The sequence below is a fragment of the Paenibacillus lactis genome (genome assembly GCF_017873605.1).
Lineage (GTDB): Bacteria > Bacillota > Bacilli > Paenibacillales > Paenibacillaceae > Paenibacillus_AQ > Paenibacillus_AQ lactis.
In genome coordinates, this window is sequence record NZ_JAGGKI010000003.1 from 335,015 (window position 1) to 357,814 (window position 22,800).

Here is a 22,800-nt window from a genome sequence, read left to right on the forward strand (position 1 = left end):
AGATCCTTTAAATGCTTTCAGGTCAGATCCGTTGCATAACCTTCATTACACACCATTTTCGGACGTACTGTGATCCTGCGGAAGCTGTTCGGCAGGCTCCTCACCCTTTCTTCGCCGAGCGACAGGCCGGATGTTCCGAATGGCAATCCAGAGCGCGAGCACGATAACGACCGAGTACACAATGACAAACTCGAGCCACAGCTCAATCGGCGCTTTGCTGTTCAGATTGCCGCCATAGAGCAGAAAGGCCTCCTTCGAGAACGAAGAGTCGAACAGGCTCATCATCGCTCCGGCCGGATTCAAGCCCAGCAGATAGCCGACCCAGGAGTGGGTGCCTGCGACAGGAGGCTGTCCTGTCACATACATATTCCGCTGCTCGATGCCCATAAAAAACAAATAGAGAAGACCCGTCACCAAGAAAATGATAAGTCCCACGCCATATGTCACGATGATGGCCACAATCGTCCGTTTGAACAGCGTCGAGAACATGACGCCGAGCGCTCCAAGAAGCAGCATCACAAACAGATAGAATAGAAAGACCGATATCAGCTGCTTCGGCGATATGCCGCCATACAGAAACACGATGCTGTACACCGGCAGCGTCGCCAGCACGATCAGCGCCATGAAGCTGAGCGCGGACACCAGCTTGCTGAGCACGATCGTTGACGAGCTTTGCTGGGTCGTCAGCAGCATGCTCAGCGTCTGCTTCTCGCGCTCGCTGCTGATGACGCCGGCCGTCAATGCCGGGGCCATGAAGGCGATCAGCACCAGCTGGGCAAAGCTCAGCACATAGAACATCATCTGGCTTACCTGCGGATCGAATCGCTGCGGTCCCCGGTTGCCCAAGTACAGAAACAAATAAATGAAACCCATCGCAATCGTGCCGAGCGCCAGTATATAAAACAACACCGACAGCATCGAACGGGTCGAACGCATCCGCAGCCGGAATTCCTTGTCGATTACCGGATTGATCAATCTTCTGCTCCAATTCATTCGCGGGGGCCTCCTTTCGTAATTTCGAGAAATACGTCCTCCAGATTGCTCTGCGCTTCCTGGAACGAGACAATCGGAATTTCCCAGGAGATCACCTTCCGCAGAAGCTCGCTCTGCTGTACATCGTCGCCGCTGTAATGAACGTGAACCCCGGTGTTGTCCGTCAAGACGGACGTCACAAGCGGCTCATCCCGCAGCTTTTCGGCCAGCTCCTCACCTCGCTCGAGCGTGCGGATATGGATGACTTTTGTAACCCGCAGACGGTTCTGGATATCGGATACCTTGCCCTGCGCCACCATTTCGCCGTGCTCAATGACGCCGATTTCATCCACCATTTCCGCCAGCTCCGGCAAAATATGCGATGAGATGATAATCGTCTTGCCCATCTGCTTCAATTCCTTCAGAATTTCGCGCATTTCGATCCGCGCCCGCGGATCGAGCCCCGACGCCGGCTCATCCAGAATGAGGACCTCCGGATCATGAACAAGACAGCGGGCAAGGCATAATCGCTGCTTCATCCCCCGCGAGAGGCTGTCTACATACGTATCCGCCTTATCGGTCAGGTTAACCAGCTCCAGCAGCTGCGGAATGAGCTGCTCGCGCTCGGCGCGGGGAATCCCGTAGCTCGCTCCATAAAAATGCAAATACTCCGTAGCTTTCAGCTGATCATAAACGCCGAAGAAATCCGGCATATAGCCGATCCGTTTGCGAACTTCCTTCGGATGCCGGGTAACATCGTAGCCGCCTACCTTGGCGACACCGGAGGTTGGCAGCATCAGCGTAGCCAAAATCGACATCGTCGTCGATTTGCCTGCCCCATTCGGTCCGACGAATCCGAATACGGTACCCTTCTCAATGTAGAGGCTGATATCCTTTAATGCATGGAATGTTCCGTATCGTTTGCTCAGATTCCGAATCTCAATCATGGCTTAACCTCCCCCTTTACAGACAGCTCCGGCATTTGGAAATTGGTTTGATCGTTAGCATTCAGCATGAACCGGATGCGGTTGTTCAAGATATACCGTTCAGGGTTCTCCGTGACCTTCAGCTCATTCCCGGATCCATTGACCGGCTCCCACTCATTCTTCTGCGCATTCCAGATTTCCATCTTGACATTGTTGTTTGGCTTGATGCCTTTAATGGAAAATTCGGAATAGACGACCTCCTGGTCGGAAATCAGCGGGAATTCCGCAATGAGGGAACCTTGCCCAAGCTCGATGCCATTTCCATATGCATTGAATATCGGTGCGTTCACCTGTGAAATTTCCGGTGCGAGGAAGCCGTAAGGAACGTTAATCTTCCCGCTTGTGCCCCATGTCATGGCCACCGGCTGTACCCAGAAATTCAACTGGTCGCTTCGTACCGCTTGCTTCTTGAGTGTATAATTCGTCAAGTGTTCGGTGTTCCATCCGAGAACAAACGCTTTGTCGGTGTTGACCGTTCCTTTCGAAAAGGTGTAGTTGGATATAATGTCCCGCTGTCTATATTTGTCATCGTTCTGCGAGTACGGGTACAGCATTCCGGCGATATCCCCGCCCATGAAGTTCAAAATCTGCTTCGGATCCTGAGGGATCGGAGCGGATCCTCCTTTCGGAATATCGCCAAGCTTATAGCCTTTGCCCCCGATTACCAGCACCACTTCGGTAAGATCGCCGGTCGTGTCGTTCATGACCGTTCCCGACAGCTGCCCCTTGGCATCCAGCTTCAAATCCGTCTCCATCCGTCCGAGCTCCTCGGGGCTCCCGGATTCGGCCCACACCTTGGCGAGCGACCACTGGGACATATCGCGCAGTTCTACCGTCGTCGAGTCCGGGTTCTTTCGGACAAAGCTCTTGCTCTCGTCCATTCCTCCGCCGAAAGAGGAACGGGAACCTGACGTTCTCAAATACATGCCGCTCGGAAATTCCAGCTCATAATTGCCGCTGCGCGGGGTAAAGAACGCGGTGGCCGTCGTTTTGACAGCACTGCCGTGGCCGTTCATCTCAACGATATTGATCGTATGCGCCAATTCCTTGGTCTTGTCTGCGGAACCGGCCATATACACCGCGCCGCTGGCGATGAAGGCGATGATCGGGATCAGGAACCAGGCCCATTCCCGTTTGTCGAACTTTTTCAAGATAAAATAGAGCACCGGCGCCACGACGACGGCGTAAATGATGAGCATCCACAGCAGCGGTGTAAATGAAGGCATCGATAAGGACGGGAAATAGTCCAGCACATAGTTCAGATTGTCGATCAGCGGGTTGTAGTACATATTTTGCGACCCGACCGGCAGACTGCCTTGCAAGACGGATGTCCATACAGCAGGATGACCGGCCCATGAGCTGACCGGCTCCATGGCCAGATCGTATGCGGCATACTGCACCTTGCCCTGACCATAGTCGTGGACGGCAACGAGCGGTTCATTTGAAGCTTGAATCTCCGTTTTCGCATCCTTTACCGGAGTGGCCGTGGAGATGGTAAAGTCCCCGTCCAGCTTCAGCGGCTTGCCGCCAAGCTTCTCCAGCTCCGGCAGCGCTGTAACTGCCGTCGTACCGTCAGCCGTTACCGGCGCAATCTCGGCAAACGGTGCCGCCGTCTTGGCATAGCCTGCTCCGCCTGCGAGAACGAGCGTCCCTCCGCCGTTCACCCAGCCGACAATCGCTTGACGCTGCGGCTCCGACAGCGTATCGGATGCAAAATTGTTGATAACCAGCACATCAAGCCCGCTTAGCAGCATGGCGTCAACCGGAATGCCCGCCGCCTTCAACGGTATAATGTTGACGCTCGTGCCTTTGCCGTTGAGCACGTTCATGAAATTCATGGTGTCCGGGTCATCCGACAGCACGCCGATCAGGGCTCCGTTATACGGATTCGCCTGCACGTAATTTTTTCCGGATGCAAACGGGATCGGCTTCCCCTTCTTATAAGATTCCTCATAGAACAGAATCTGGTTGTTATCTTTATTCAGGATCGTGCCCGGCAGCCCGAGGACGACTTCCTTCGGTGTATCCTTCGGCAGCTCGACATGCTGCACGTAGGAGGTATGAAAGCCTGCGCCGTTCTGGCTCTGTATCTGTAAGACGATATCGCCGGAGATGTCCTGGTCGCTCGTAAGCGTCAGCTTGAGCGGGTTCCATTTATCAAACTTTACCTTACCTTCATAACCGACTTCACTCTTGATGGAAATGCCGGGCCCGTCGGCAAAGACCAGCTGCGCCGGCAGGGCCAAAGACAGCATGGCTGTGATCAGCAGCGCAGCAAGCGGCAGCATCATCCGCATTCTTCGTGTATAAAACGACAACTGATGATTCCCCTCTCCCAATGTTTAATGTTTTTTTGATGATGTAATCCCTGGTGTTCCCCTTACTTCCATCTGCGTATAAGCAGCATTCTGGAGCAATCTGTAACCGATCTCGCGGTTCGAATATAAAGACGAGTCCATATTGGAAAAAGTTTGACCTTTTTTTCCGTTACCGGTTCAAAAAAGTCGCGTTCCGATCCAAACCATTCCATAAAATGATCCCCTGCATGTAAAAAATCCCGCCCCAAAAAGGAGCGGGATCTTCAGTCTATCCATTGCAGCGTTAAAGTGTCAGGCTGCTCCATTGTAGTACGGTGTCGAGACTATATGGATGACTTCGCTAAGCTGATTATTTTGTACGTTTAGTTAAATACAACCGTCTTGTTGTTATGCACCAAAATCCGATCCTCAACATGCCATTTCACGGCTCTTGCCAGCACAACGCGTTCAATCGTACGGCCGATGCGCTTGAGCTCGTTGACGTCGTCGCGATGGCTCACCCGCTGCACGTCCTGTTCGATGATCGGACCGCCGTCAAGCTCTTCGGTTACGTAGTGAGCAGTGGCACCGATGATTTTGACACCCCGGTTATAAGCTTGTGCATAAGGCTTGCCGCCGACAAATGCAGGCAGGAAGGAATGATGGATGTTAATGATCCGGTTGCGGTAATGCTCGATGAACGTCGGCGAAATAATTTGCATATAGCGCGCCAAAATGATGACGTCGATATCGTCGCCGATCGTCTCCAGCTGCCGCTTCTCCGCCTCCTGCTTCGTCTCCGGCGTTACCGGAATATGGTGATACGGAATGCCGAAGGATTCCACGTACTCCCTCATGTCCGGGTGATTGCTCACGACCAGGGCGATATCGGCATCAAGATCTCCCGCCTGCCATTGCCAGAGAAGCTCTACGAGACAGTGATCCTCTTTGGAAACGAATATCGCAAGGCGCTTTTTGCGCGCGGCATGGTAAATTTTCCATTCCATCCTGAATTGGTCCGCAATCGAGCGGAACGATTCCTCCAGCTGCGGCAGCTTGGACGTAAGATCCTCCAGGTCAAATTCGACGCGGATAAAGAACATGCCGCCGTCAGGATCCATGGTGTACTGGTCCGACTGCACGATGTTCGCGCCATGCTGATACAGAAACTGGGAGACCGCCGCTACAATCCCTGGTCCGTCCGGGCAGGAGATGAGCATACGGGCTCGGTTAGGATATTGGTCCGCAGGGGATGGCCGGTCTTTCTTGATGTGAATTTCCATAAGTCTTGGTGATCCTCCTCTATATCTAATACATCATTCTAAATAAGGGTAATACATTATCTTTTGTTATAACAGCTTCATTCATCCGCGGATGCACATCTGTCGGTTATCCATGCCCATTCGCTTATTTATACGAGGAATGCAACATCACTCGGCTAATTCAAGCTCAATCTGTCGAGGAATGCATCATCGCTTCATACAATCTCTTACTTTGGGAGATGCACATCATTCGCCATACGGGGAATGCATCATGTTTTCCTCATTCATTATCTCTATATAGCTAATGCACCCGTAAGGCCAGGAAGCTCTTCCAGTGGAGGATTCGTGTTATCCACTGTGTGGGCGTTCCCGGACCGCACTGGATGCCGTACAGCTTCTAGCTGAAATTCGATTTCAGGCGATTAAGCCGTAAGGGAAACACCGGACAAGTATGCGATCAGCCGCTGGTTGACCTGCTCTTCCGAAAGCTCAGGGAACAGCTCGGCGGACATCACCATATCGTATAAGCGTTCAATCGGCTCGCGAGGATCGGCTTTTTTGGCCTTAGCATCGTTTTTCAACAAATTCCATGTATCCAGTACGAACGAACGGGATTCGATGCCTTCCTTCGCAAAAAATTCATGCAGCTGTTCGACCTGCTGAATGAATGCTTGTCCAAAGCGTTGCTCCACATCACCGCGCAGCAGCGCGATTTCGATCTCATACATAGGACGCTGCGTCTTCGGATCCTTCCCGATCCACGGCGTTTCAAGGATGAACGGACGTCCTTGGAGCTTCTCATGATGGACGATCCGGTGAATCGCATCGTATCCGATCCAGCCTGTTCCGATCGGGGTGTGGCGGTCTTTGGCCGCGCCGCGCGGGTTTTTGCTGTCGTTAATGTGAACCACCGTCAACCGGTCGAGGCCAATCACTTGATCAAACTTCTCCAGGACACCGTCCAGATCGTCGACGATGTCATAGCCTGCATCGTGAATGTGACATGTATCCAGGCAGATCGCCAGCCGGTCGTTATATTTTACCTTATCGATAATTGAAGCAATCTCTTCGAAGGAGCGCCCCATCTCGGTGCCTTTGCCGGCCATCGTCTCCAAAGCGATATGCACTTCCGTCTCATCGGTACCGCCAAGAACCTCGTTCAGGCCTTCGGCGATCCGGTCAATGCCGTATTCCGCATCCTTATCGGTGTATGCTCCCGGATGAAGCACGATGTTCTTCACGCCAACGGCATGGGTACGCCGGATCTCCTCTTGAAGGAAGCTCACCGCAAGCTCATACGTGTTCGGCTTGTACGAACCGAGATTGATAATATAAGGCGCATGCACCACAATCTCCTCAATGCCGCATTCCTGCATGGCCAGCTTGCCTTCCTCGATAAACATCGATTCAATCGGCTTGCGCCGTGTATTTTGCGGAGCGCCGGTATATATCATGAACGAACTGGAGCCGTAAGATTTAGCCTCTGTCGCTGCAGTCAGCAACCCCTTGTCCGAAAAGGACACATGGGACCCGATTTTCAACATAAAATTTCCCCCTTTGTGACACACAATTACACCTATTTTAGCTTGTATATCGAAATAAATCTAGAAATGCGTTATAATTCTCATGAAACTGTCATGTGACAAAAATCGTTCGAGGTGATATACAAGATGAAGAGCACAGGGGCCGTTTTGGGGTATTTGTCGTCCAGCGCGCCGCCGTCATGGTTCATGAATACCATCGCGTTCTGGGGATGGGTCATGCTCGGACTGATGGGCATCGGTGGATTTTTCATGTTCCGCAAGTTCCTGAAGGTGCTGCCGAAGGCCGACGGCAAATCCAAGCTGGATTGGCAAAATTACTGGGTGGAACGGAGCCGCCCGCTGTGGACGGATGAATCCAAGGCTTTTTTGGACGAGCTGGTTCAACCGGTTCCCGGTCCATTCCGCGATATCGCCAAGCACTCGATTGCAGCCGAGATCGGCAAGATCGCCGTCGAATCCGGGGCAACCGAAGTAACCCGCGACCACTGCATTAAAGGCTACATCGTAGCCACGCCGAAGCGCGACTACAAATTCTTGATGAATTTCCTCCAGAAGAAAAATATCGATTATACACCGTATCAGCATCTCATTAATAAATGATTGCTTATAATTCTAACGATAGTATCATACTGAAAGCTGGAAGAACTGCAATCTGGGCTGTTCCAAAAGGTCATGAAATATTGACCATTTGGAACAGCCCTATTTTTTAGGATCTGCAAAATATGAGAGCGGATAAAAGACGAGTTGAAGTTCCCCAGCCGAATGCGACTGGTTTGCAGACAAAAGAACTACAACTGGGGACGTGAAATCCAGTAAATTGTTGGCTTACGATCTAAACCAACTGCTGACGGTTAGCTACTGTCTGATCCAGCAAGTTATGTTTAATATTTTTTCCCAAGTTTTTGTAACTTTTTTATTTTTTTCGGGTTTATATATATTACATGTCTACAGTAGGTAATATTGATGGAGTCTATGGAACTAACACGGTTTCCGCAGTAAGGTCATTTCAGACACGACACCGACAAGGGTTAACATCAGATGGGGTAACTGGATCTAGCACTTGGAATGAGATGGGGCGGTACACTGTTTACCCATCCCCTAGTTCCCCCAATTTTTACTATCAACATCCAGGGAGCACAACCTATAGAACTAATTATTCTTTCTTTCCAAACGGAGGAGGCGGTACAAATTGTCATTAGGTGTTAGTCTATAGATCAGGCTCAGGCGGTGTGGTAAATGAAGGTCTAGTATATAGTAACTAGAAATAAAAAAATGGAAGGAAGTGCAAATTTCCAATGAATAAAAAACTAAGCATATTACTGTCTACAGTATTATTAGTTGGTGGTGGAGCTTATACTTACACTGCATTTGCTGCAGAAAAAACTGGTTATGATATTCAAAATGAAGACGCACGTGAGATAGTTGAGACTACAACACCTGACGATACAGTTAACAACAAAATCACCTTTCAGGATATTAGTGCAATCCCAGAAGATGAAATTCACATCCCTCTTAATTTAGCGAAACAGACAGCCACATTATCATCCAGTGAAGTAAACCAAAATCCAATTGTGGACTTGGTAGGAGCCTATTCCACAAATAATGGAATAGGCTTTGAAATAGTAGCTAACTATAATCTTAGTAGTGGTGCTGCGGTTGATTTAATTCAATCTGCATCAAATGTTACTCAACAGGAAGCAATAGATTATTACAACTCGGGAATTTATTCAGACGCAAGTATAAATGTCTCAAATATAAATGGACTACCAGCAATATTGGTTGAGGGCCAACACAGAAAGGTTATTCACATAATATCAGATGACTACGTCTATTCAGTACTTACAGTATTCGATGAAGTAAGTATAGATTACTTACTTGAAGTCGCTAAACAAATTAATTTAAATAACTAATCTGATTTTTGAGGATTCATTGTTAATACTCTTTGCCAGGTACCTTTATAATTAACCAAAACTCATCATTGAACGCAAGACGAATCTGATTATCTAACAGAATATCACGGAACGGGCTTCTAATATGATGGGGCTGACTAGGTGTCGACTTAAACCTGAGCAGTCTATCAAATTTCACCGAAAGGAGAGTTGAATATTGAAAAAAAGAAAAACCTGTTTTATTGTTAACGATTTCAATTTTAGCTACTAGTTTATTTATTGCTTCATCGATCTATGCTAATTTTTCTGGTTGGCCAACTCAAAGACAAGGATCATCCGGTGGTTATGTTCAAGCAGTTCAAGCAAATATGTGGTCATCGGGGTACATGTCAACTGTAGGCTCCATCGATGGACAGTATCGTTTTTTGGGTTCTAGTCTATAGGAACGGAAGCGGCGGAGTGGTAGATAGTGGCGTTGTTTAATATGAATAGATTTAATAAAGTGATTACTATAAATGAATAATAGTTTATCATCACTACCACTCTCTATGGTATTAGTGGGTTGAGGGGCTCTGAGAAAAGTGAATAAGTCCATGTTTCGTTGATAAGCATGCAACGGAACATGGACTTTTTTGCTATAGACTTTAGTTGAAAGGGAAGCCCTAAGTTTAAATTAGGGCTAAAATGAGACTCTATTCTCAATTAAATCTTCTTATAGCCATTTGTTCTATTTATGTTATCTCAATGGTCTCGACAAACGTTTCCCATACGGTATACATGTGTCATTTATTTCGTTATAAAGTAATGTAGCTTAAAATGATGTTTCAGCAAAAATCTCTACCACAATTCTTCAAGAGTTGAAGGAAACAATTATGTCAAATATTTTATAATACTCGAACGATTCACCCACGCTTTTTAGATTGTTGTGTACCCGAAATAAATTCAAAGTTGGCCCTTTTTCTTGAAGACTTTGATTAACTTCACTTAGACCTGTCGTTTGATTGGCTTTTTAATTCCATTCCTCTTGTAAAGAATACAACTCCAAGGGCAGCAAATGTAACGTAATTGCTTATTCTTGCTATAACTGCCTCATCATCCTCATAATTAATCCAATACAACAGCGCAAATGGCGAAATGACCAATAAGATCTTCATAGCTAACATAAAAACATAGCGGACCTTTTCTTTTCGCGGATTCCCTTCTGCTGCAGCTAACGCCAGGGCAACCTTGGAAGAGTCATAGATTGTTATTAATAATGCGATGATACTTGTGTAAGCAGTAATTTTTACGCCGATGTCAATCCACGGAATAAAGGATACGATTGCAATGCCTATGTATATTCCTGCAGCCAAGTAGAATAGGTTGGTTTTAATTTTTCTGTGCAAAATTCTCGTTCCTCTCATGATGGTCCTATTTAAAAACGAATAGGTGTATTTTACCATAATTACGAAGAAATCAAAGATTATAAATCCTAGCAGCGTTACCGAAGGTGAGTGAAGGTCTACATTCAGAATGGATTTTGGGTGTAGATTCACGGATGCTAGATTCAAAATTAACAAAGAGCCAGCACACCTTAAAAGGTGTGCTGGCTCTTATAAAGTTTATTAAAAAAGAAATTTATTTAAAAGAGCGTGCAGAAACGTGCATAGAGCCACCGGATCCATCCAAACTGCTCCTGAACGTGAAGGACCAGCCGGCAATGATAAATGCGTTCCCTTCTGCTATCGCATATTCCTTATAAGGAACCATCGCTTCACCTTCTAGCACCGTGCCGTTTCTTGATCCTAAGTCCTTGAGCACATACCCTTCAGCTCCGCGCGACAGCTCCGCATGGGCTCGTGATGTACCTACACCCAGAGCCACGTATTGCGCCACCTCGGCAGACCGGCCGATAATGAAGTGAGGCTGGTTAATTTCGACCCGCTCAGGCAAACCGCCTTCAGGGGAGCGGACCTCCAAATAGGCATGTCGTTGCGGATGCTTCCCGGGAACGAAACCCTGACTTAACAGAACCGTTCCGCCATCCCCTGACGAGGATAAGATCTCGGTATGCTCGCTTAAATGCGCGTAGTAATCCTCCTCACCAGCAGCTGCTTCGGCGTTTCCGTATCCTTGAGAAGAAGAGCTTACTCCTGGTTGGGGATACATTTCTAAAATTTTGTATGCTTCCTTGTTGCGGCCTGCTACAGACTGTCCCTGGTCATTGGTCGGACTTGGGGATTGTCCAGCAGGGCTGCTGCCTGGTTCTATCCCCCTGTCCGTGAAACCACTGGCCCCTATTCTACCCCGCAGCGAGACTCCACCATGGAACGGAGTTTCCACGTTTTGATTTGGACCTTCATCGGCTTCAGTATCCGTTCTTGGAGATTTCCATCGCCATTTCTCTTTTGAATCAAGTGTCTTCCGATCATCCAGGCGATCCTTCCGATGGATATGCTCTCCTCCATTTAGCAGTCCGGATAACGGGTCTGCCTGAAACCGGGGAGGCGCCTTCCATGCGGAGGGGCCGTAATGTTCCAGCTCGGTGGACTCCATCGCCGGCAGCGCACCTGACCATGGGTCCGTCCTGCGGAATAATGTCTGCAGCTTCCCCTGCCATCCCAGCCATGCTGCCGCGGCCAGCAGAAACGTAACACCGGCGGATAATCCGAGGGTGAGCAGAGATGGCCGGCTCAAATACAGCAATCGCCAGACTGCTGCAGCAGCCAGCATGCATGCTAATAATATATAGGTCCGAAGCGGGGAAGACTGCTCAGGGTCTTCAGGCTCCGCACTTTCCCCATTCCGTTCCGGGAGCCATGAGGCAGCCCCGAAGCGCGGGCGAACCGGCTTATCGATCCGTTCCGGTTGCTCCATTCCTGAATGGCTCGCTGAATGAATACTGCGGATAAGATTTCCACGGTCAACGGGCGCTTCCTGTCCGGTCCTTGACCAGGCTCCAGCCTGATCATTCCCGGAATTCGGGCTTGTGCTGCCGGAGTTCAGCACGCTTGACCGAACAGCACGGATACCCTGCTCGCTTACGCTTAATTCCGGCCGGGTATCCGTCCGTCCAGAGATAGCACCATCATCTTCACCAGCAAGCAGCTCGATGATCAGCCTCTTCAAGCCGGGGAGACTAAAGCTCTGTTCCCCGCAAAATGACATTAAAGCCTGAACGCCTCTTCCCTTTAACTCCGTTACGGAAGCCAGAAGTCTTGTCATGCATTCTTTCAGGGATGACCTCAGATGACCGCTTTCAGCTGTAGTCTCGAGCGGAATATAGGTTAAATACAGCGTCCCCAGCCGCAAGGATCCATCAATAAATATGTAATCTTCGTGCAGAATGAAGTTCTCGGCCTTAAGCATATACAGACTGCTGTCATGCAATGCCGTCACAATCTGAAGCAGCAATCCGTAATACTCTGTCAAGGACATGCGCTCGGCTTTCAATGCTTGGGAGAGCATTTTTTTGCCGGTAATGTCATATTCCATCGTGATTTTGTAATCCACTTCCTTGATATGCAGCTTCAGAAAGTGGGGAATGCTTGACGAACGAATCATGCCTAACTGTACTTCATTGAGCTCATCGGTACGCATTCCCTGCTCCCGGTCGAGGATCATCATGGTCCTGTCGTTCTGAACAAAATCCGTTTTCAACCCTAACACGAATCGCACCTCCTACATATGGAGCATCATATACGCGCTGATGACCCCCGGAAGCACCGCGATCATGAACGGAAACCGCAGCTGCTCCTCCTGGCTGCTCCGCCATGGCGCAAGGCTTTTGAACATGAGTACTCCCATCATACTGCCGATAACTTTCCGCAATCTGAGAAATGTCTCCCGCCGCCACAATAAAATGGCGAGTGCAATCACCCCCGCAAACAGAACCGAGTACATGATCGACTGTAACGTGAACCACAGTCCGGTCCAGGCCCCGATTCCTCCAAACAGCTTGACGTCCCCGGCACCGACCGCTCCAATTACATACATGACCAGCAGTATGGAAAAACCTGCGCCAAGTCCCTGCAGCGAGAACAGCAGCCCTTCACCCCCTGACAGGACACCGTGGTAGGTAAGCCCTAGAACCATGGAGGCAACCGTAAGCAGGTTAGGAATTTTCATAGAGCGAAGATCCGTTATAAAAGCAGCAATCAAATACATGGCACAAATACCATAAGCCATTCCCAAACGAAGTCATCTCCTTTCAGGGCAGGATACCGCACCGAAACGAACAGGGCCACACCCAGCCTCCATGAATGCGACTTTGTCCGTCCGCCTTGATGAATCGCTCAAGCTACTGAACTGAATATGCAGTGCCCGGTGCAGTGCGGGAAGACGGCAGGGTCTCTGCCTGCTCACGGCCTAGCCACCACGGTAAACATCACTTCCATTCGTTCCCCATTCCGTGTCTCTACTACGAACGGCCAAGTGCCGGGCGTTGTGTTGAAGCCGACATTCCACTCCCATTCGATATAGCCGTGTTCGTCCGCCGTTTTCCAGCCCAAATACTTGGCCGTGCTCTGCCCGCTTTTGTAATAAACGGACAGATTCGCGTCCATCCCGGGCTCCACCTTAACTTTTACGGTCGCTTGTCGGCTTGCAACCGCAGGATTCGGCTTCTCGAGCAGCTGAATCGCCCCGCCGGGCGTACTGCCATCCCCGCCCGTTCCGTCCCCGCCCTCTCCTGTATCCCCGATCCACAGCCTTTCTTGGGCCTTCGCCTGCAGAACGATGCTTTTGTTCAGGAAAGGCACCCGAATCGGCAGATCATAATTGAGCTCGATTCCAAAGTACGGACTTTGTCCGCTTTTTAGATTCGGCACGCGCACATTGGATACATGAATCCTGTCGACATCCAGAAGGCCGCTTTGCGTGAACGGCTGCAGCAAAGGTTTAATCACAGGATCCAATACCGCTTCGACGGTCTGGTTCTTCAGCTGCTGCAGCGGCTCCTCACCCGTGGCAACAGCCTGAACAATCCACTCGTTGACAGGTGAAGGCAGCGAATCACTGTACTGTGAGGCCCAGTCGCTTAAGGAAAGCCTCGGATTTTCCCAATGGGTTGTGCTCTCCGACCCTACCGCTTCCCCACCTGCCGAATTCTGCTGAACGGCAAGCGACACCGGATACATGTGGGAGGCGACCATCTTGACTGCGTCCGCAGCCGTACTATGGAGTGCGGTTGAAATCAATGTCATCTGCACCATATAAATAAGAAAGATCACAAAAAACATGAACATCGGCAGCACTAGCGCTGCCTCGACAACGATGCTGCCCCGTTCTCCTCCAGCTCCGCCTCTACGGCCGCCTTTTGCCCAATCTGCAGATCGTTTCATTCCATGAGCTCCTGACCTAATAAGAAAAATCCGCTGTCCGCGTTACGATATAACGGTTGCCCTGAACCTCGTCCGCGCTGCCGAATACCTGACCCAGCGCTTTCGATAACCCGGGGAGAAACCATATTCGCATTGCCGTCTTCACTTCACCGGAAGCATACGTCATCCGCTCAGCCGGATTGACTCCGGTGTTAAGCCGGATTAAAGCCAGCATGCGGGACAGCTTCTTCTCGTTGTTGCTGTGAATAAACATAAATATTCTTAAATGATCGCGATACGTCAGCTTGACCGGAGCGTACCTGGACAGCTCAATCTCACCCGTTTTGCACAGCTCGATCATATCCGCGATTGCCTTTTCAATTCCGTACAGGAGAGCAGCAGCCAATATGGCTAGCGGGTTTCCCAGCTTACTGTTGACGACGAAGCCTTCCATCGTACGAATCGCGAGCCGGGAGGCAAATATTTCAGCATACGCGGCAGAAATATTTCCGGCGGGATTGTGAAAGCCGTAAAGGATGTATTCCACCTCCTGATTGGCAATCGCAAACTCCCCCGCCAGCTCGTCTACGGAGGATGAGCCGCTAATGATCCCGGACAGCTTCGACGGGTCGAAATGCTGAAAATAATGAACGGCATATTCATTCTGAAACAGCTCGTCCCTTACCCCGCCAAGAGCCTCTCCCATGAAGCCAAACATTCCGTCCATATTATCCATCGCAGCTTTGCCCGCGTCATACGGATCATCATCCATGGATCTGCCCGAAGCTCCATCGTTTCGTTCTTGATTAAATTGAAGACTCTCATCGTAATAGGCTTGCAGTTTTCGAAACTCGTCCTGGATTGCCTGACTTTGGCCATCAAGCCCGTTAATCGCGCTAATGACCCGGGAAGCCTCCTTCAATTTCCCGTTTGCCTGCTTCTCCATTGCCTTCCGCTCCTTGTCCGAAGAGCGATACTGCTCCAGCTTCGCCTGATTACGGTCTACAACATTGGACGGCCCTGAAGTTCCGTAGCTCGAAATATATTCTCTGACAACTCGGCTCGCCTCCAGCACAGCTCCCTTTGCTCCAACGCCTCCTAATGAGGAACGAAGCGATGAAACGGACCGCTGCACCGACTGCTCCTGCAGCTGCTGGGATCTTATGTCCTCCTTCAGACCATGTAACAACTCTTCGCCATGGATCAATTGACCGGCCTGCTTCCGGATGGCCTGGATCGTCTCGGCGTCCGTGCCCTCCGAGGCAGATGCGCCAGGCGTGTTGTCACGTGTAACCAGATCGTAACCGGCGTTAGAGGAGCGGTTCTCGGATTCCTGAATCACTTGCTTCATCTCTTCGTTCAGGGTTCGGGCTTTCTCCCACAGCCTCAAAGCCTCGGTCAGCAGCTGGTCGTTCTCCCGCTGCAAACGGCTCGCCTCGGCTGATATTCGCGAACCGATTGACGAAACGCCTGCTTCGTAAGCCATAATGGAAAGGGTATACAGCTTCTCCTTGGGCGGCCTGTCGGCATCCTCCCCCTTCTTCGTCCAGTAATCCTCATATTGCGATGCTGCATCCGCCGCGGTTCGAATACTACCACCCAATGAAGCATCCTCGATAGATGTGCCGGGAGGATCCATGATAAGCCTCGATAGCACTTCCGCATTCTTTCCCGCCTTGCGCTGCTTGTCCAGCATCTCATCAAGCGCAGCTTCACGCTTGTCATACAGCTTCCTAAGCTTCCGGAGCACATCCACCGTGTTGGAAGCTTCCTTCATAGATTGGGAGAGGGGTTTGAACTTGGAGACAAGCTCCAGCGTGAAATCGATCGGAGCTTTGTATTTCATATCCTCCAAAATCTGTCGGTTAAAGATTTCATACTCTCCGAGGGGACGCTGCAGATGCAGACTGGAGCTGTCGACCTCCATGGAGAGCAGGTGAAAAGCATCGCTCCGCTCCCCGGGATTCAGGCTTTCGTTAAGCACCTTTCCCATGATCAGATCCCCGCTGGTGTCCCCTGAGGCATAAAGACCGTACTCCTGCTGGAGCCCGGGATCATAAGCGGACATCACGGACCGGACGGCGGCTCGGGTCAGCCTCTCGCTCTGTACCTTCATCGCAGCGATCCGGGAATAATCAATGAATACTGCCACAAACATAAATACCACGGCTAACGCAATAATCAGAAAAATGGAAACCGATCCGTCGGTGGACAATCTCTTGCTTCTCCCGGCCTTGCCTGTTCTTCTTAGCTTCCCCATGACTATCTCGCACCTCCGAACTTCCGTAATACATCCTTGGCGGCTGACGGGTCCGTCCGATTCCTCCCGCCCTGAAACTTGGAGCCGTAGTATCTCATGACATCAACCGTTCGAATAAATTCAACCGGATCAACCACGACCGATTGCGCGCTAACCTGGATCCGTCCCCCATCTTCCAATAAACGGTTTAGCGGCGTAAACGATACCTGTTGATGCATAGAGGTCGTTACTTTGCGAATAAGCAGCTGGTTGCTGTACTGCATCTCCCCGCTCATTCCGGCCGGTACGGCCGTGCTCCCTTTGGACATCTTAAGTTCAGGAAGATTTCCGTCCCGGTTCTCTCCCTGAGGGATCGATATGCTCTTGGGTGCTTCCCCGCCTGACAAACCAAACAGGGTCCCGAGCAGTTGATCATCCGTTAGCCGCCAATACAATGAATCATGCAATCCTTGCTCCACGGATCCGGAGGGTGCCGTTTTATGGCTGTTGTCCCAGATATATGCCGTGCGCTCGGACGCCGCAGCCGAAGCTTGAGCCAGCATGGATTTCTGGTAAATATATAGGCAGAGGAACAGAAGCAGCGCGGTTACAACCAATACGATCGGAAGAACGAGGGAAGCCTCGATCGTGAAGCTTCCCGACTCGTCCCTCCATTTTCCAGGCTGCCGCCTACTCAAGGAACTCCTCAGACTTCGAGTTTACAGATCTGAACAGTTTGTCTACCAGCTCCGTAATTTCATCTTTGAATATTAGAGCGATAATTAAAATAACAACCAGAATGAGGATCATCTCCAACGTACCGATCCCGCTCTCATCCTTCCATAACTGCTTCATTCTGTTCTTTAGTATGGTCAGCATCATTGCATCCACCGATCCCTTCTACATGTTCATCATCATAAACGCAGGCGCGCCGAGCAATATTATGACAATCATAAAAATAACAACCATCGGAAACACCAGCTTCGAGGATGCCTGCTCCCCTCGGGTTCTGCCGATGGCCTTCCGTTTCTCCCACAGCACCCGGGATAAATCACGGAGGGCAAGCGCAAAGTCGTTTCCTCCCCGCCGGAAGTTCAGCAGCACTGTCGTCGTGAATATCGAAACCTCCTGGACGCCGCAGCGCTTATTAAACTGCTCGAAAGCCTGCTGGAACGGATGGCCTCCTTCCCATTCCAAGAGCATCCTCCCCAATTCGTTATAGAGGGGATGATTCTTGTCCTTGCTCCGCTCCACGCAATGCACGATCGACCGTTGAACCGTCTCGCCTGCACCCACCAGCAGAACGATTTTGCTGAGGAGCTCCGGGAGCTCGATTACGATCTCTTGTTCACGCAGCAGCACTTTCTTTTGCATATCTCTGATCAATGCGATCGGCAGCAGTACACCTAGGCCAAATCCCGCGATCATTCCCATGGGTTCGCCCGTAAGCAATGACCAAATGCAGCCCCCGATCCAAATCAGCCAAGTATAAGCAAGCACATCAGCCATGAACAGCAGCGTCATTTCCGGACTGCGCCGTAATCCGTGCAGTTTTTGGACCGAGCCTTGAATCCGGTAGAACCATATCGGAAATCTCATGGGAACTTTGCTTCGCTCCAGCAAATACACCAGCGGCGGCGTCAGCTTCTGCAGACGTAGTCCCTCCATGGGCAGCCTGCTCAGCTGCCGGTACCGTTCACCGCCGATCCGGTTCAGCACCACCCAACCACCCCCGAGCAGAACCATCAGCAGCGCGGATATCCATACCACCACGCTTCCCTCACCTCCTTATACCTTGATGTTCATCATCCTGGTAATCCACCAAAAGCAGCCGACCAAAGCAATCAGAGCAGCGGTAGATATAAAGATCCCAGCCCCGCTGTGCATAGGCTCCATATAGTCCGGCGAAGTCATATTCATAAACAGCACCAATAAAAACGGAGCAGCCAGCAGCGCCTTGGATTCGAAGCGCTTCTGGGCGATCATGACGGAGATCTCCTGCTGTATATCCAGCTTCTCGCCAATAATGGAAGAGGTTCTTCGAACGACCTCGACCAGATCCCCGCCGGTTCGTTTACAAGTCGCAAACACATCGGCGAAATTCGTAATATCCTCCATACTGGCTCTTCGCGCAAAATCCTGGAGAGCAGCCTCGATCGCCTCTCCATATTCCAGCCGGGATCCGATGACTTTTAGCTCAAAGATCATGTCGCTCTCCCCGCCCGGATCCAGCAGGAGCAGATCCTGTACGGCATCCTTAAACCCGTTCTCCACCGATCGTCCGGCCGACAACGAAGAGGACAAGGAGTACAAAGTCTGCTTGAAATGAAGATTCAAGGTTCTCCGTCTTTGCTCCAGCCTGTGACGACGCCAAAACTTCGGAACGGCAAATCCCGCTACCCCAAGAAGAAGTGACAAAATCACATGATGATAGAACAGATATCCGATCGCGAAGAATAACACCGCGCCGAGCAGTATACATAGCACCTTCTCTCGCTTGGACAATACGTACACGCTGTAGTCGGGCAGCCGGCTGCTGCTGTCGGTCCGCTGGCGCTGAGGCTCTGTCCGATCCTTTGGTCTCTTCGGCTTCACTCCCGCTTTATCAGCTTTCACGGATCTCATGAGGCTGCTGGCCTTCATAAGAGTCACCTCCATACCCTTGCAGGGGCCAGGCGGTAATGCCGGCCATCCGCAGCTTCTCCGTCCCTCGCAGCGGATTGCCGCAGGCTTCGAGACGGCCAAGCACCTTGCCGTCAGCCTCCCCGGTTTCTTGAAAGCGGTACAACGGGTTTAACTGCACTTCCCCGCCGCTCATCCCGACCACCTCACTGACCTCCGTCACACGGCGCGAACGGTCTCTAAGCCGTGTTAAATGAATGAAGATGTCGACAGCCGAACTGATTTGCTGACGGACAACGCTGATTGGCAGCTCTGAGCCGCTCAGCACCATCGTCTCCAATCGGCTGATCATATCCCTCACGCTATTAGCGTGGCCAGTCGAAAGGCTGCCTTCATGCCCTGTGTTCATTGCCTGCAGCATATCCAGCGCCTCGCTGCCGCGGACCTCGCCGACAACGATGCGATTCGGGCGCATCCGCAGCGACGAACGGATCAAGTCACGGATCGTAATCTCGCCCCGTCCCTCCGTATTGGCATTCCGCGTCTCCAGTGATACCAGATTCGGCACCGTAACAATCTTCAGCTCGGCGGAGTCCTCAATCGTGATGACCCGTTCATCGGGCGGGATGAACTGGGAAAGTGCGTTCAAGAATGTGGTCTTCCCCGAGCCGGTCCCCCCGCCGATGAAAATGTTGTACTTGCCCCTGACCAGGATTCGAAGCAGCTCTGCCGCCTCCGGGCATAATGCGTCCCGTCCCACCAAATCCTCCATCGTCATCGGCGCATCCGGAAACTTTCGGATCGTCATGGTCGGCCCCTTAAGCGCGATAGGCGGAAGCACGATATTCACCCTGGACCCATCCTTCAGCCGGGCGTCCACGATGGGCACAGACTCGTTCACGACCCGATTGACACTCCCCACGATACTCTGGATAATGTCCTCCAGCCTTCCCTGCGATTCGAACTGCAGCGGCACCTGCTTCACCTCTCCGTCCTGCTCGATGAAGATCTCCCGGTGGCTGTTAATCATAATCTCCGTAATTCGGGGATTGTCGACGAGCGGCTGCAGCACATCCAGCCCGCGAAAGGAATCGTACACTCTGCGAACCAAAGTCCGTTTCTCCATGGCCGTCAGTCCTGCAAGCTCCTGTCTCCTCCACACCAAGTCCTCTATGCGCGCCATGAATTCGGAATTATGGACGCTGCCGGTCATATCCAGCTCCGACCGAATCTGATCCCTAACCGAACGGAACTGCTCCTCATGCATAGAGTTCCCCCCTGTTTTCGCCGGACAGCCCGAAATCTCCACCCCCAAGGAGCTGCCGGCACAGCTTCAGAACTTCCCTTTGGTATATCGGTGACATCAGCAGCAGCTCCTGCTGGTGAAGCTGCTTCCAGGAGGGGATATAAGGCAGCATGCAATCGATCCGGATGTCTTGCCGAGGAGGCCTGTTCACAAGCTGTCCGGTATAACGGTTGACAACAAACCTGCTCCGCTTCATCAAGCCGCCCGAGAAGCTCTCGCCCGACTGCAGCAGCTGGTCGATCCGGGTTCCGCTTTTAAACATGCTGATCGGATCGTCCAGCAGGACCCAGATCAGCGCACCGGCATGCTCAAGCACCGCTTGCAGCCTCTCCTCCCGGACCCCCGACGCTCCATCCGTATCCACAACGATGACATCGTACTGGCCGGTAGATCCAAGCGATCGAAGGAGCAGCTCCGTGTCGGACCTCGTCATCTCCATGATCTCTTTCACGTGCAGGCTCGGCTCGAACGTGTCGCATTTCAGCCCCTGATGCCTGAGTCGGTACGGCATAACCTGAAGAACATTATCAGACCCGTCTTCCTGAGCGGCCTTAATATCGTACAGAAGCCGGGAGAAGCTTCCCTCCATTCCGTCGCAGCCTGAAGGAAACAGCACGCTGCTGTTGACGCTCTCCAAATTGAGGTAAAACACCCGCAGTCCCAATACGGCAAACTGCTTGGCCATATTCATTGCCAGCGTGCTCTTGCCGCACCCGCTCAAGGGAGAAACAACTCCGATGACGGCAGCCGTGCCGGTCTGAAGTCCCGTACCGCCGCTGATTCCATTGCTGCCTCCCGATAAGGTACTGTTTCCGTGGCAGCGGGCGGATATCGCTTCCAGCAGCTTCGGCAGCGGCTGGTACTTGGCTGTATGGGATCCTCCAGGCGGACAAGAAGCAGGTATCTCAGCGCCGTCGTTAAGCAGCAGCCAAGGCACAGCCGGGTCGCCAAGCTGGAACCATGCCATCAGCATCGTTGCATCTCCAACCACGAGAGCTGGGGGTTCTCTCGACTCCATATATTGAAGAAACGCATCCTGTTGTGTGAAGGCGGTTACCTGCATCGACGAGCTATAGGAGCTTCCGTTTACGTAGTTCAGCAGCGGTTCTATATACCTGGAATCCTGTACGGCCAGCACGAATCGTACCGGTAGCATTGCATATCCCCTCTTCCTTTCCCTGACAACGCAAAAAAGCACCATTCATGCCGCAACCCTGCGGTTCATGAACGGTGCTTCCGTTGACTTGTTATAATTTGACATTAGAATAGCATAGCCGCCAGCAGACGGCAAGCATTATTTTTCTGCAGGATATATGCCTTTACCGCTATTGCCAAAACAAGGATATATGCAATACTATAAAAGCTTGGAGCAAATATTTTGTATATAGAACTTCCTTATATAGGATGGGTTAATAGAGTCTCCTAATCCCTACCCATACATATCATACAGCCTAGTCAGGAGAGTGACATCACGTGAAGAAACGAATCTTAACCGCACTGTTAACCGGTCTGCTGCTGTTGTCCGGCTGCAGCCAGCCGCTAGCGCCACCTGCTTCGAACGAGAAGACAGCTGCTGCCCCCCAAACGGAACAGACAACGTCCACGAAGGCGGCACAAAGCCAAAGTCCGAACGGGAAGCAAGCCTCTTATCCTACTGACGACCTGAATCTGCCCCGGGTACCCGTCGAGCTCGTCAAAGCGGTGGACGGGGACACGATCAGCGTTATGTTTGAAGGCAAGAAGGAGAACGTCCGGATGCTGCTGATTGACACGCCCGAGACAAGCCATCCCAAGCTGGGAGTCCAGCCTTTCGGACCGGAGGCCAAAGCTTTCACGAAGGAGCTCGTTGAGCAAGCCGACAAGCTCGAATTGGAATTCGATATCGGTCCGAACCGGGATAAGTACTCCCGGCTGCTTGCGTACGTTTATGTAGACGGAAAAATGGTCCAAGAAGCGCTGCTCGAGCAGGGGCTGGCGCGGGTAGCCTATATTTATCCGCCGAACGTCCGTTACGTTGATAAATTCAATGATCTTCAGCGCATCAGCAGGGAAAAGGCGCTCGGCATCTGGAGCGTCGAGAATTACGCGCAAGAGGACGGCTTCCACCCTGAAGAACAGGACAGGGACGCTCAATCCAAATCCACCGCCGCATCCGGGGAATCCCCGGAACCGGCAGAGACAGTAGCATCTGCTGCAGGCAGCGCCAAGTCCGGCTGCAGCATCAAAGGGAACATCAACTCGAAAGGCGAAAAGATCTACCACACACCCGAATCGCCATACTACGAGCGGACAAAGGAGGAGCAATGGTTCTGCACCGAGGAGGAGGCCGTCGCGGCCGGGTTCCGGGCTCCCCGCTCGTAGGGGCCATTCGCATTCCGGGAAT

The 22,800-nt window shown here is 51.3% G+C and carries 20 protein-coding genes; 4 read left to right on the forward strand and 16 right to left on the reverse strand.

The annotated features are described in order from the left end of the window. Positions 1–45: 45 nt before the first annotated feature. The 5 genes from J2Z18_RS07170 to J2Z18_RS07190 form a co-directional block, all read right to left on the reverse strand. Positions 46–993: an ABC transporter permease gene (locus J2Z18_RS07170; protein ID WP_007132419.1), complete on the reverse strand. Its 948-nt coding sequence runs from the start codon at positions 991–993 to the stop codon at positions 46–48. Next, positions 990–1,919 carry an ABC transporter ATP-binding protein gene (locus J2Z18_RS07175; RefSeq protein ID WP_007132418.1) on the reverse strand — a complete coding sequence of 310 codons (930 nt, stop codon included), beginning with the start codon at positions 1,917–1,919 and terminating at the stop codon, positions 990–992. The genes J2Z18_RS07170 and J2Z18_RS07175 overlap by 4 nt, the downstream gene beginning before the upstream one ends. Further along, on the reverse strand, positions 1,916–4,276 hold the full coding sequence (locus J2Z18_RS07180; protein WP_210094457.1) for a DUF8725 domain-containing protein: 2,361 nt from the start codon (positions 4,274–4,276) through the stop codon (positions 1,916–1,918). The genes J2Z18_RS07175 and J2Z18_RS07180 overlap by 4 nt, the downstream gene beginning before the upstream one ends. 362 nt (positions 4,277–4,638) lie before the next feature. Further along, on the reverse strand, positions 4,639–5,538 hold the full coding sequence (purU, locus tag J2Z18_RS07185; protein WP_210094458.1) for a formyltetrahydrofolate deformylase: 900 nt from the start codon (positions 5,536–5,538) through the stop codon (positions 4,639–4,641). 401 nt (positions 5,539–5,939) lie between these two features. Beyond that, positions 5,940–7,061 carry a deoxyribonuclease IV gene (locus tag J2Z18_RS07190; protein ID WP_210094459.1) on the reverse strand — a complete coding sequence of 374 codons (1,122 nt, stop codon included), beginning with the start codon at positions 7,059–7,061 and terminating at the stop codon, positions 5,940–5,942. A gap of 126 nt (positions 7,062–7,187) precedes the next feature. Here J2Z18_RS07190 and J2Z18_RS07195 point away from each other — a divergent pair, with 126 nt between their 5' ends. From J2Z18_RS07195 to J2Z18_RS07205, 3 genes are all read left to right on the forward strand, one after another. Then, positions 7,188–7,661, forward strand: coding sequence for a DUF2621 domain-containing protein (locus J2Z18_RS07195; protein WP_007132414.1), 474 nt, complete (start codon positions 7,188–7,190; stop codon positions 7,659–7,661). Between the two features lie 341 nt (positions 7,662–8,002). Then, entirely contained in the window at positions 8,003–8,260 is a 258-nt protein-coding gene (locus J2Z18_RS07200) for a peptidoglycan-binding domain-containing protein (RefSeq protein WP_084046851.1), read from the forward strand. A gap of 96 nt (positions 8,261–8,356) precedes the next feature. Further along, positions 8,357–8,971 carry a hypothetical protein gene (locus tag J2Z18_RS07205; RefSeq protein ID WP_210094460.1) on the forward strand — a complete coding sequence of 205 codons (615 nt, stop codon included), beginning with the start codon at positions 8,357–8,359 and terminating at the stop codon, positions 8,969–8,971. A gap of 959 nt (positions 8,972–9,930) precedes the next feature. Here the strand turns inward: J2Z18_RS07205 and J2Z18_RS07210 are convergent. The 11 genes from J2Z18_RS07210 to J2Z18_RS07260 form a co-directional block, all read right to left on the reverse strand. Next, positions 9,931–10,509, reverse strand: a complete 579-nt coding sequence (locus J2Z18_RS07210; RefSeq protein WP_210094461.1) for a hypothetical protein — start codon at positions 10,507–10,509, stop codon at positions 9,931–9,933. A 58-nt stretch (positions 10,510–10,567) separates the two neighbouring features. Beyond that, positions 10,568–12,598: a DUF6382 domain-containing protein gene (locus tag J2Z18_RS07215; RefSeq protein ID WP_276825177.1), complete on the reverse strand. Its 2,031-nt coding sequence runs from the start codon at positions 12,596–12,598 to the stop codon at positions 10,568–10,570. A 12-nt stretch (positions 12,599–12,610) separates the two neighbouring features. Then, on the reverse strand, positions 12,611–13,123 hold the full coding sequence (locus J2Z18_RS07220; RefSeq protein ID WP_210094462.1) for an A24 family peptidase: 513 nt from the start codon (positions 13,121–13,123) through the stop codon (positions 12,611–12,613). Positions 13,124–13,290: 167 nt separating this feature from the next. Beyond that, positions 13,291–14,271 (reverse strand): TadE/TadG family type IV pilus assembly protein, encoded by a 981-nt coding sequence (locus J2Z18_RS07225; protein WP_210094463.1) that lies wholly within the window; start codon positions 14,269–14,271, stop codon positions 13,291–13,293. A gap of 16 nt (positions 14,272–14,287) precedes the next feature. Next, positions 14,288–16,510, reverse strand: a complete 2,223-nt coding sequence (locus J2Z18_RS07230; protein WP_210094464.1) for a TadE/TadG family type IV pilus assembly protein — start codon at positions 16,508–16,510, stop codon at positions 14,288–14,290. Positions 16,511–16,512: 2 nt separating this feature from the next. Then, complete coding sequence (locus J2Z18_RS07235) at positions 16,513–17,187, reverse strand: TadE family protein (protein ID WP_210094465.1); 675 nt, start codon at positions 17,185–17,187, stop codon at positions 16,513–16,515. Then, positions 17,180–17,371, reverse strand: coding sequence for a Flp1 family type IVb pilin (locus J2Z18_RS07240; protein ID WP_210094582.1), 192 nt, complete (start codon positions 17,369–17,371; stop codon positions 17,180–17,182). Before J2Z18_RS07240 ends, J2Z18_RS07235 begins: the two co-directional genes overlap by 8 nt. An 18-nt stretch (positions 17,372–17,389) precedes the next feature. Further along, complete coding sequence (locus tag J2Z18_RS07245) at positions 17,390–18,235, reverse strand: type II secretion system F family protein (protein ID WP_245255908.1); 846 nt, start codon at positions 18,233–18,235, stop codon at positions 17,390–17,392. 42 nt (positions 18,236–18,277) lie between these two features. Further along, the gene (locus J2Z18_RS07250; protein WP_245255881.1) at positions 18,278–19,132 is read right to left on the reverse strand and encodes a type II secretion system F family protein; all 855 of its coding nucleotides are present in this window, start codon (positions 19,130–19,132) and stop codon (positions 18,278–18,280) included. Next, the gene (locus J2Z18_RS07255) at positions 19,095–20,378 is read right to left on the reverse strand and encodes a TadA family conjugal transfer-associated ATPase (protein WP_210094467.1); all 1,284 of its coding nucleotides are present in this window, start codon (positions 20,376–20,378) and stop codon (positions 19,095–19,097) included. The genes J2Z18_RS07250 and J2Z18_RS07255 overlap by 38 nt, the downstream gene beginning before the upstream one ends. Next, on the reverse strand, positions 20,371–21,573 hold the full coding sequence (locus J2Z18_RS07260; RefSeq protein WP_210094468.1) for a nucleotide-binding protein: 1,203 nt from the start codon (positions 21,571–21,573) through the stop codon (positions 20,371–20,373). Before J2Z18_RS07260 ends, J2Z18_RS07255 begins: the two co-directional genes overlap by 8 nt. A gap of 317 nt (positions 21,574–21,890) precedes the next feature. On the opposite strand from J2Z18_RS07260, the gene J2Z18_RS07265 reads away from it, so the two are divergent. Further along, a complete protein-coding gene (locus tag J2Z18_RS07265; RefSeq protein WP_210094469.1) occupies positions 21,891–22,778 on the forward strand; it encodes a thermonuclease family protein in 888 nt (295 codons plus the stop codon). Positions 22,779–22,800 lie beyond the last annotated feature (22 nt).

Bases quoted from the DNA above. Each gene is read 5' to 3' on its own strand.
- J2Z18_RS07170 (WP_007132419.1), bottom strand. From the start codon at position 993: ATGAATTGGAGCAGAAGATTGATCAATCCGGTAATCGACAAGGAATTC.
- J2Z18_RS07175 (WP_007132418.1), bottom strand. From the start codon at position 1,919: ATGATTGAGATTCGGAATCTGAGCAAACGATACGGAACATTCCATGCA.
- purU (WP_210094458.1), bottom strand. From the start codon at position 5,538: ATGGAAATTCACATCAAGAAAGACCGGCCATCCCCTGCGGACCAATAT.
- J2Z18_RS07190 (WP_210094459.1), bottom strand. From the start codon at position 7,061: ATGTTGAAAATCGGGTCCCATGTGTCCTTTTCGGACAAGGGGTTGCTG.
- J2Z18_RS07195 (WP_007132414.1), top strand. From the start codon at position 7,188: ATGAAGAGCACAGGGGCCGTTTTGGGGTATTTGTCGTCCAGCGCGCCG.
- J2Z18_RS07200 (WP_084046851.1), top strand. From the start codon at position 8,003: ATGTCTACAGTAGGTAATATTGATGGAGTCTATGGAACTAACACGGTT.
- J2Z18_RS07205 (WP_210094460.1), top strand. From the start codon at position 8,357: ATGAATAAAAAACTAAGCATATTACTGTCTACAGTATTATTAGTTGGT.
- J2Z18_RS07225 (WP_210094463.1), bottom strand. From the start codon at position 14,271: ATGAAACGATCTGCAGATTGGGCAAAAGGCGGCCGTAGAGGCGGAGCT.
- J2Z18_RS07230 (WP_210094464.1), bottom strand. From the start codon at position 16,510: ATGGGGAAGCTAAGAAGAACAGGCAAGGCCGGGAGAAGCAAGAGATTG.
- J2Z18_RS07240 (WP_210094582.1), bottom strand. From the start codon at position 17,371: ATGATGCTGACCATACTAAAGAACAGAATGAAGCAGTTATGGAAGGAT.
- J2Z18_RS07245 (WP_245255908.1), bottom strand. From the start codon at position 18,235: ATGGTTCTGCTCGGGGGTGGTTGGGTGGTGCTGAACCGGATCGGCGGT.
- J2Z18_RS07250 (WP_245255881.1), bottom strand. From the start codon at position 19,132: ATGAAGGCCAGCAGCCTCATGAGATCCGTGAAAGCTGATAAAGCGGGA.
- J2Z18_RS07255 (WP_210094467.1), bottom strand. From the start codon at position 20,378: ATGCATGAGGAGCAGTTCCGTTCGGTTAGGGATCAGATTCGGTCGGAG.
- J2Z18_RS07260 (WP_210094468.1), bottom strand. From the start codon at position 21,573: ATGCTACCGGTACGATTCGTGCTGGCCGTACAGGATTCCAGGTATATA.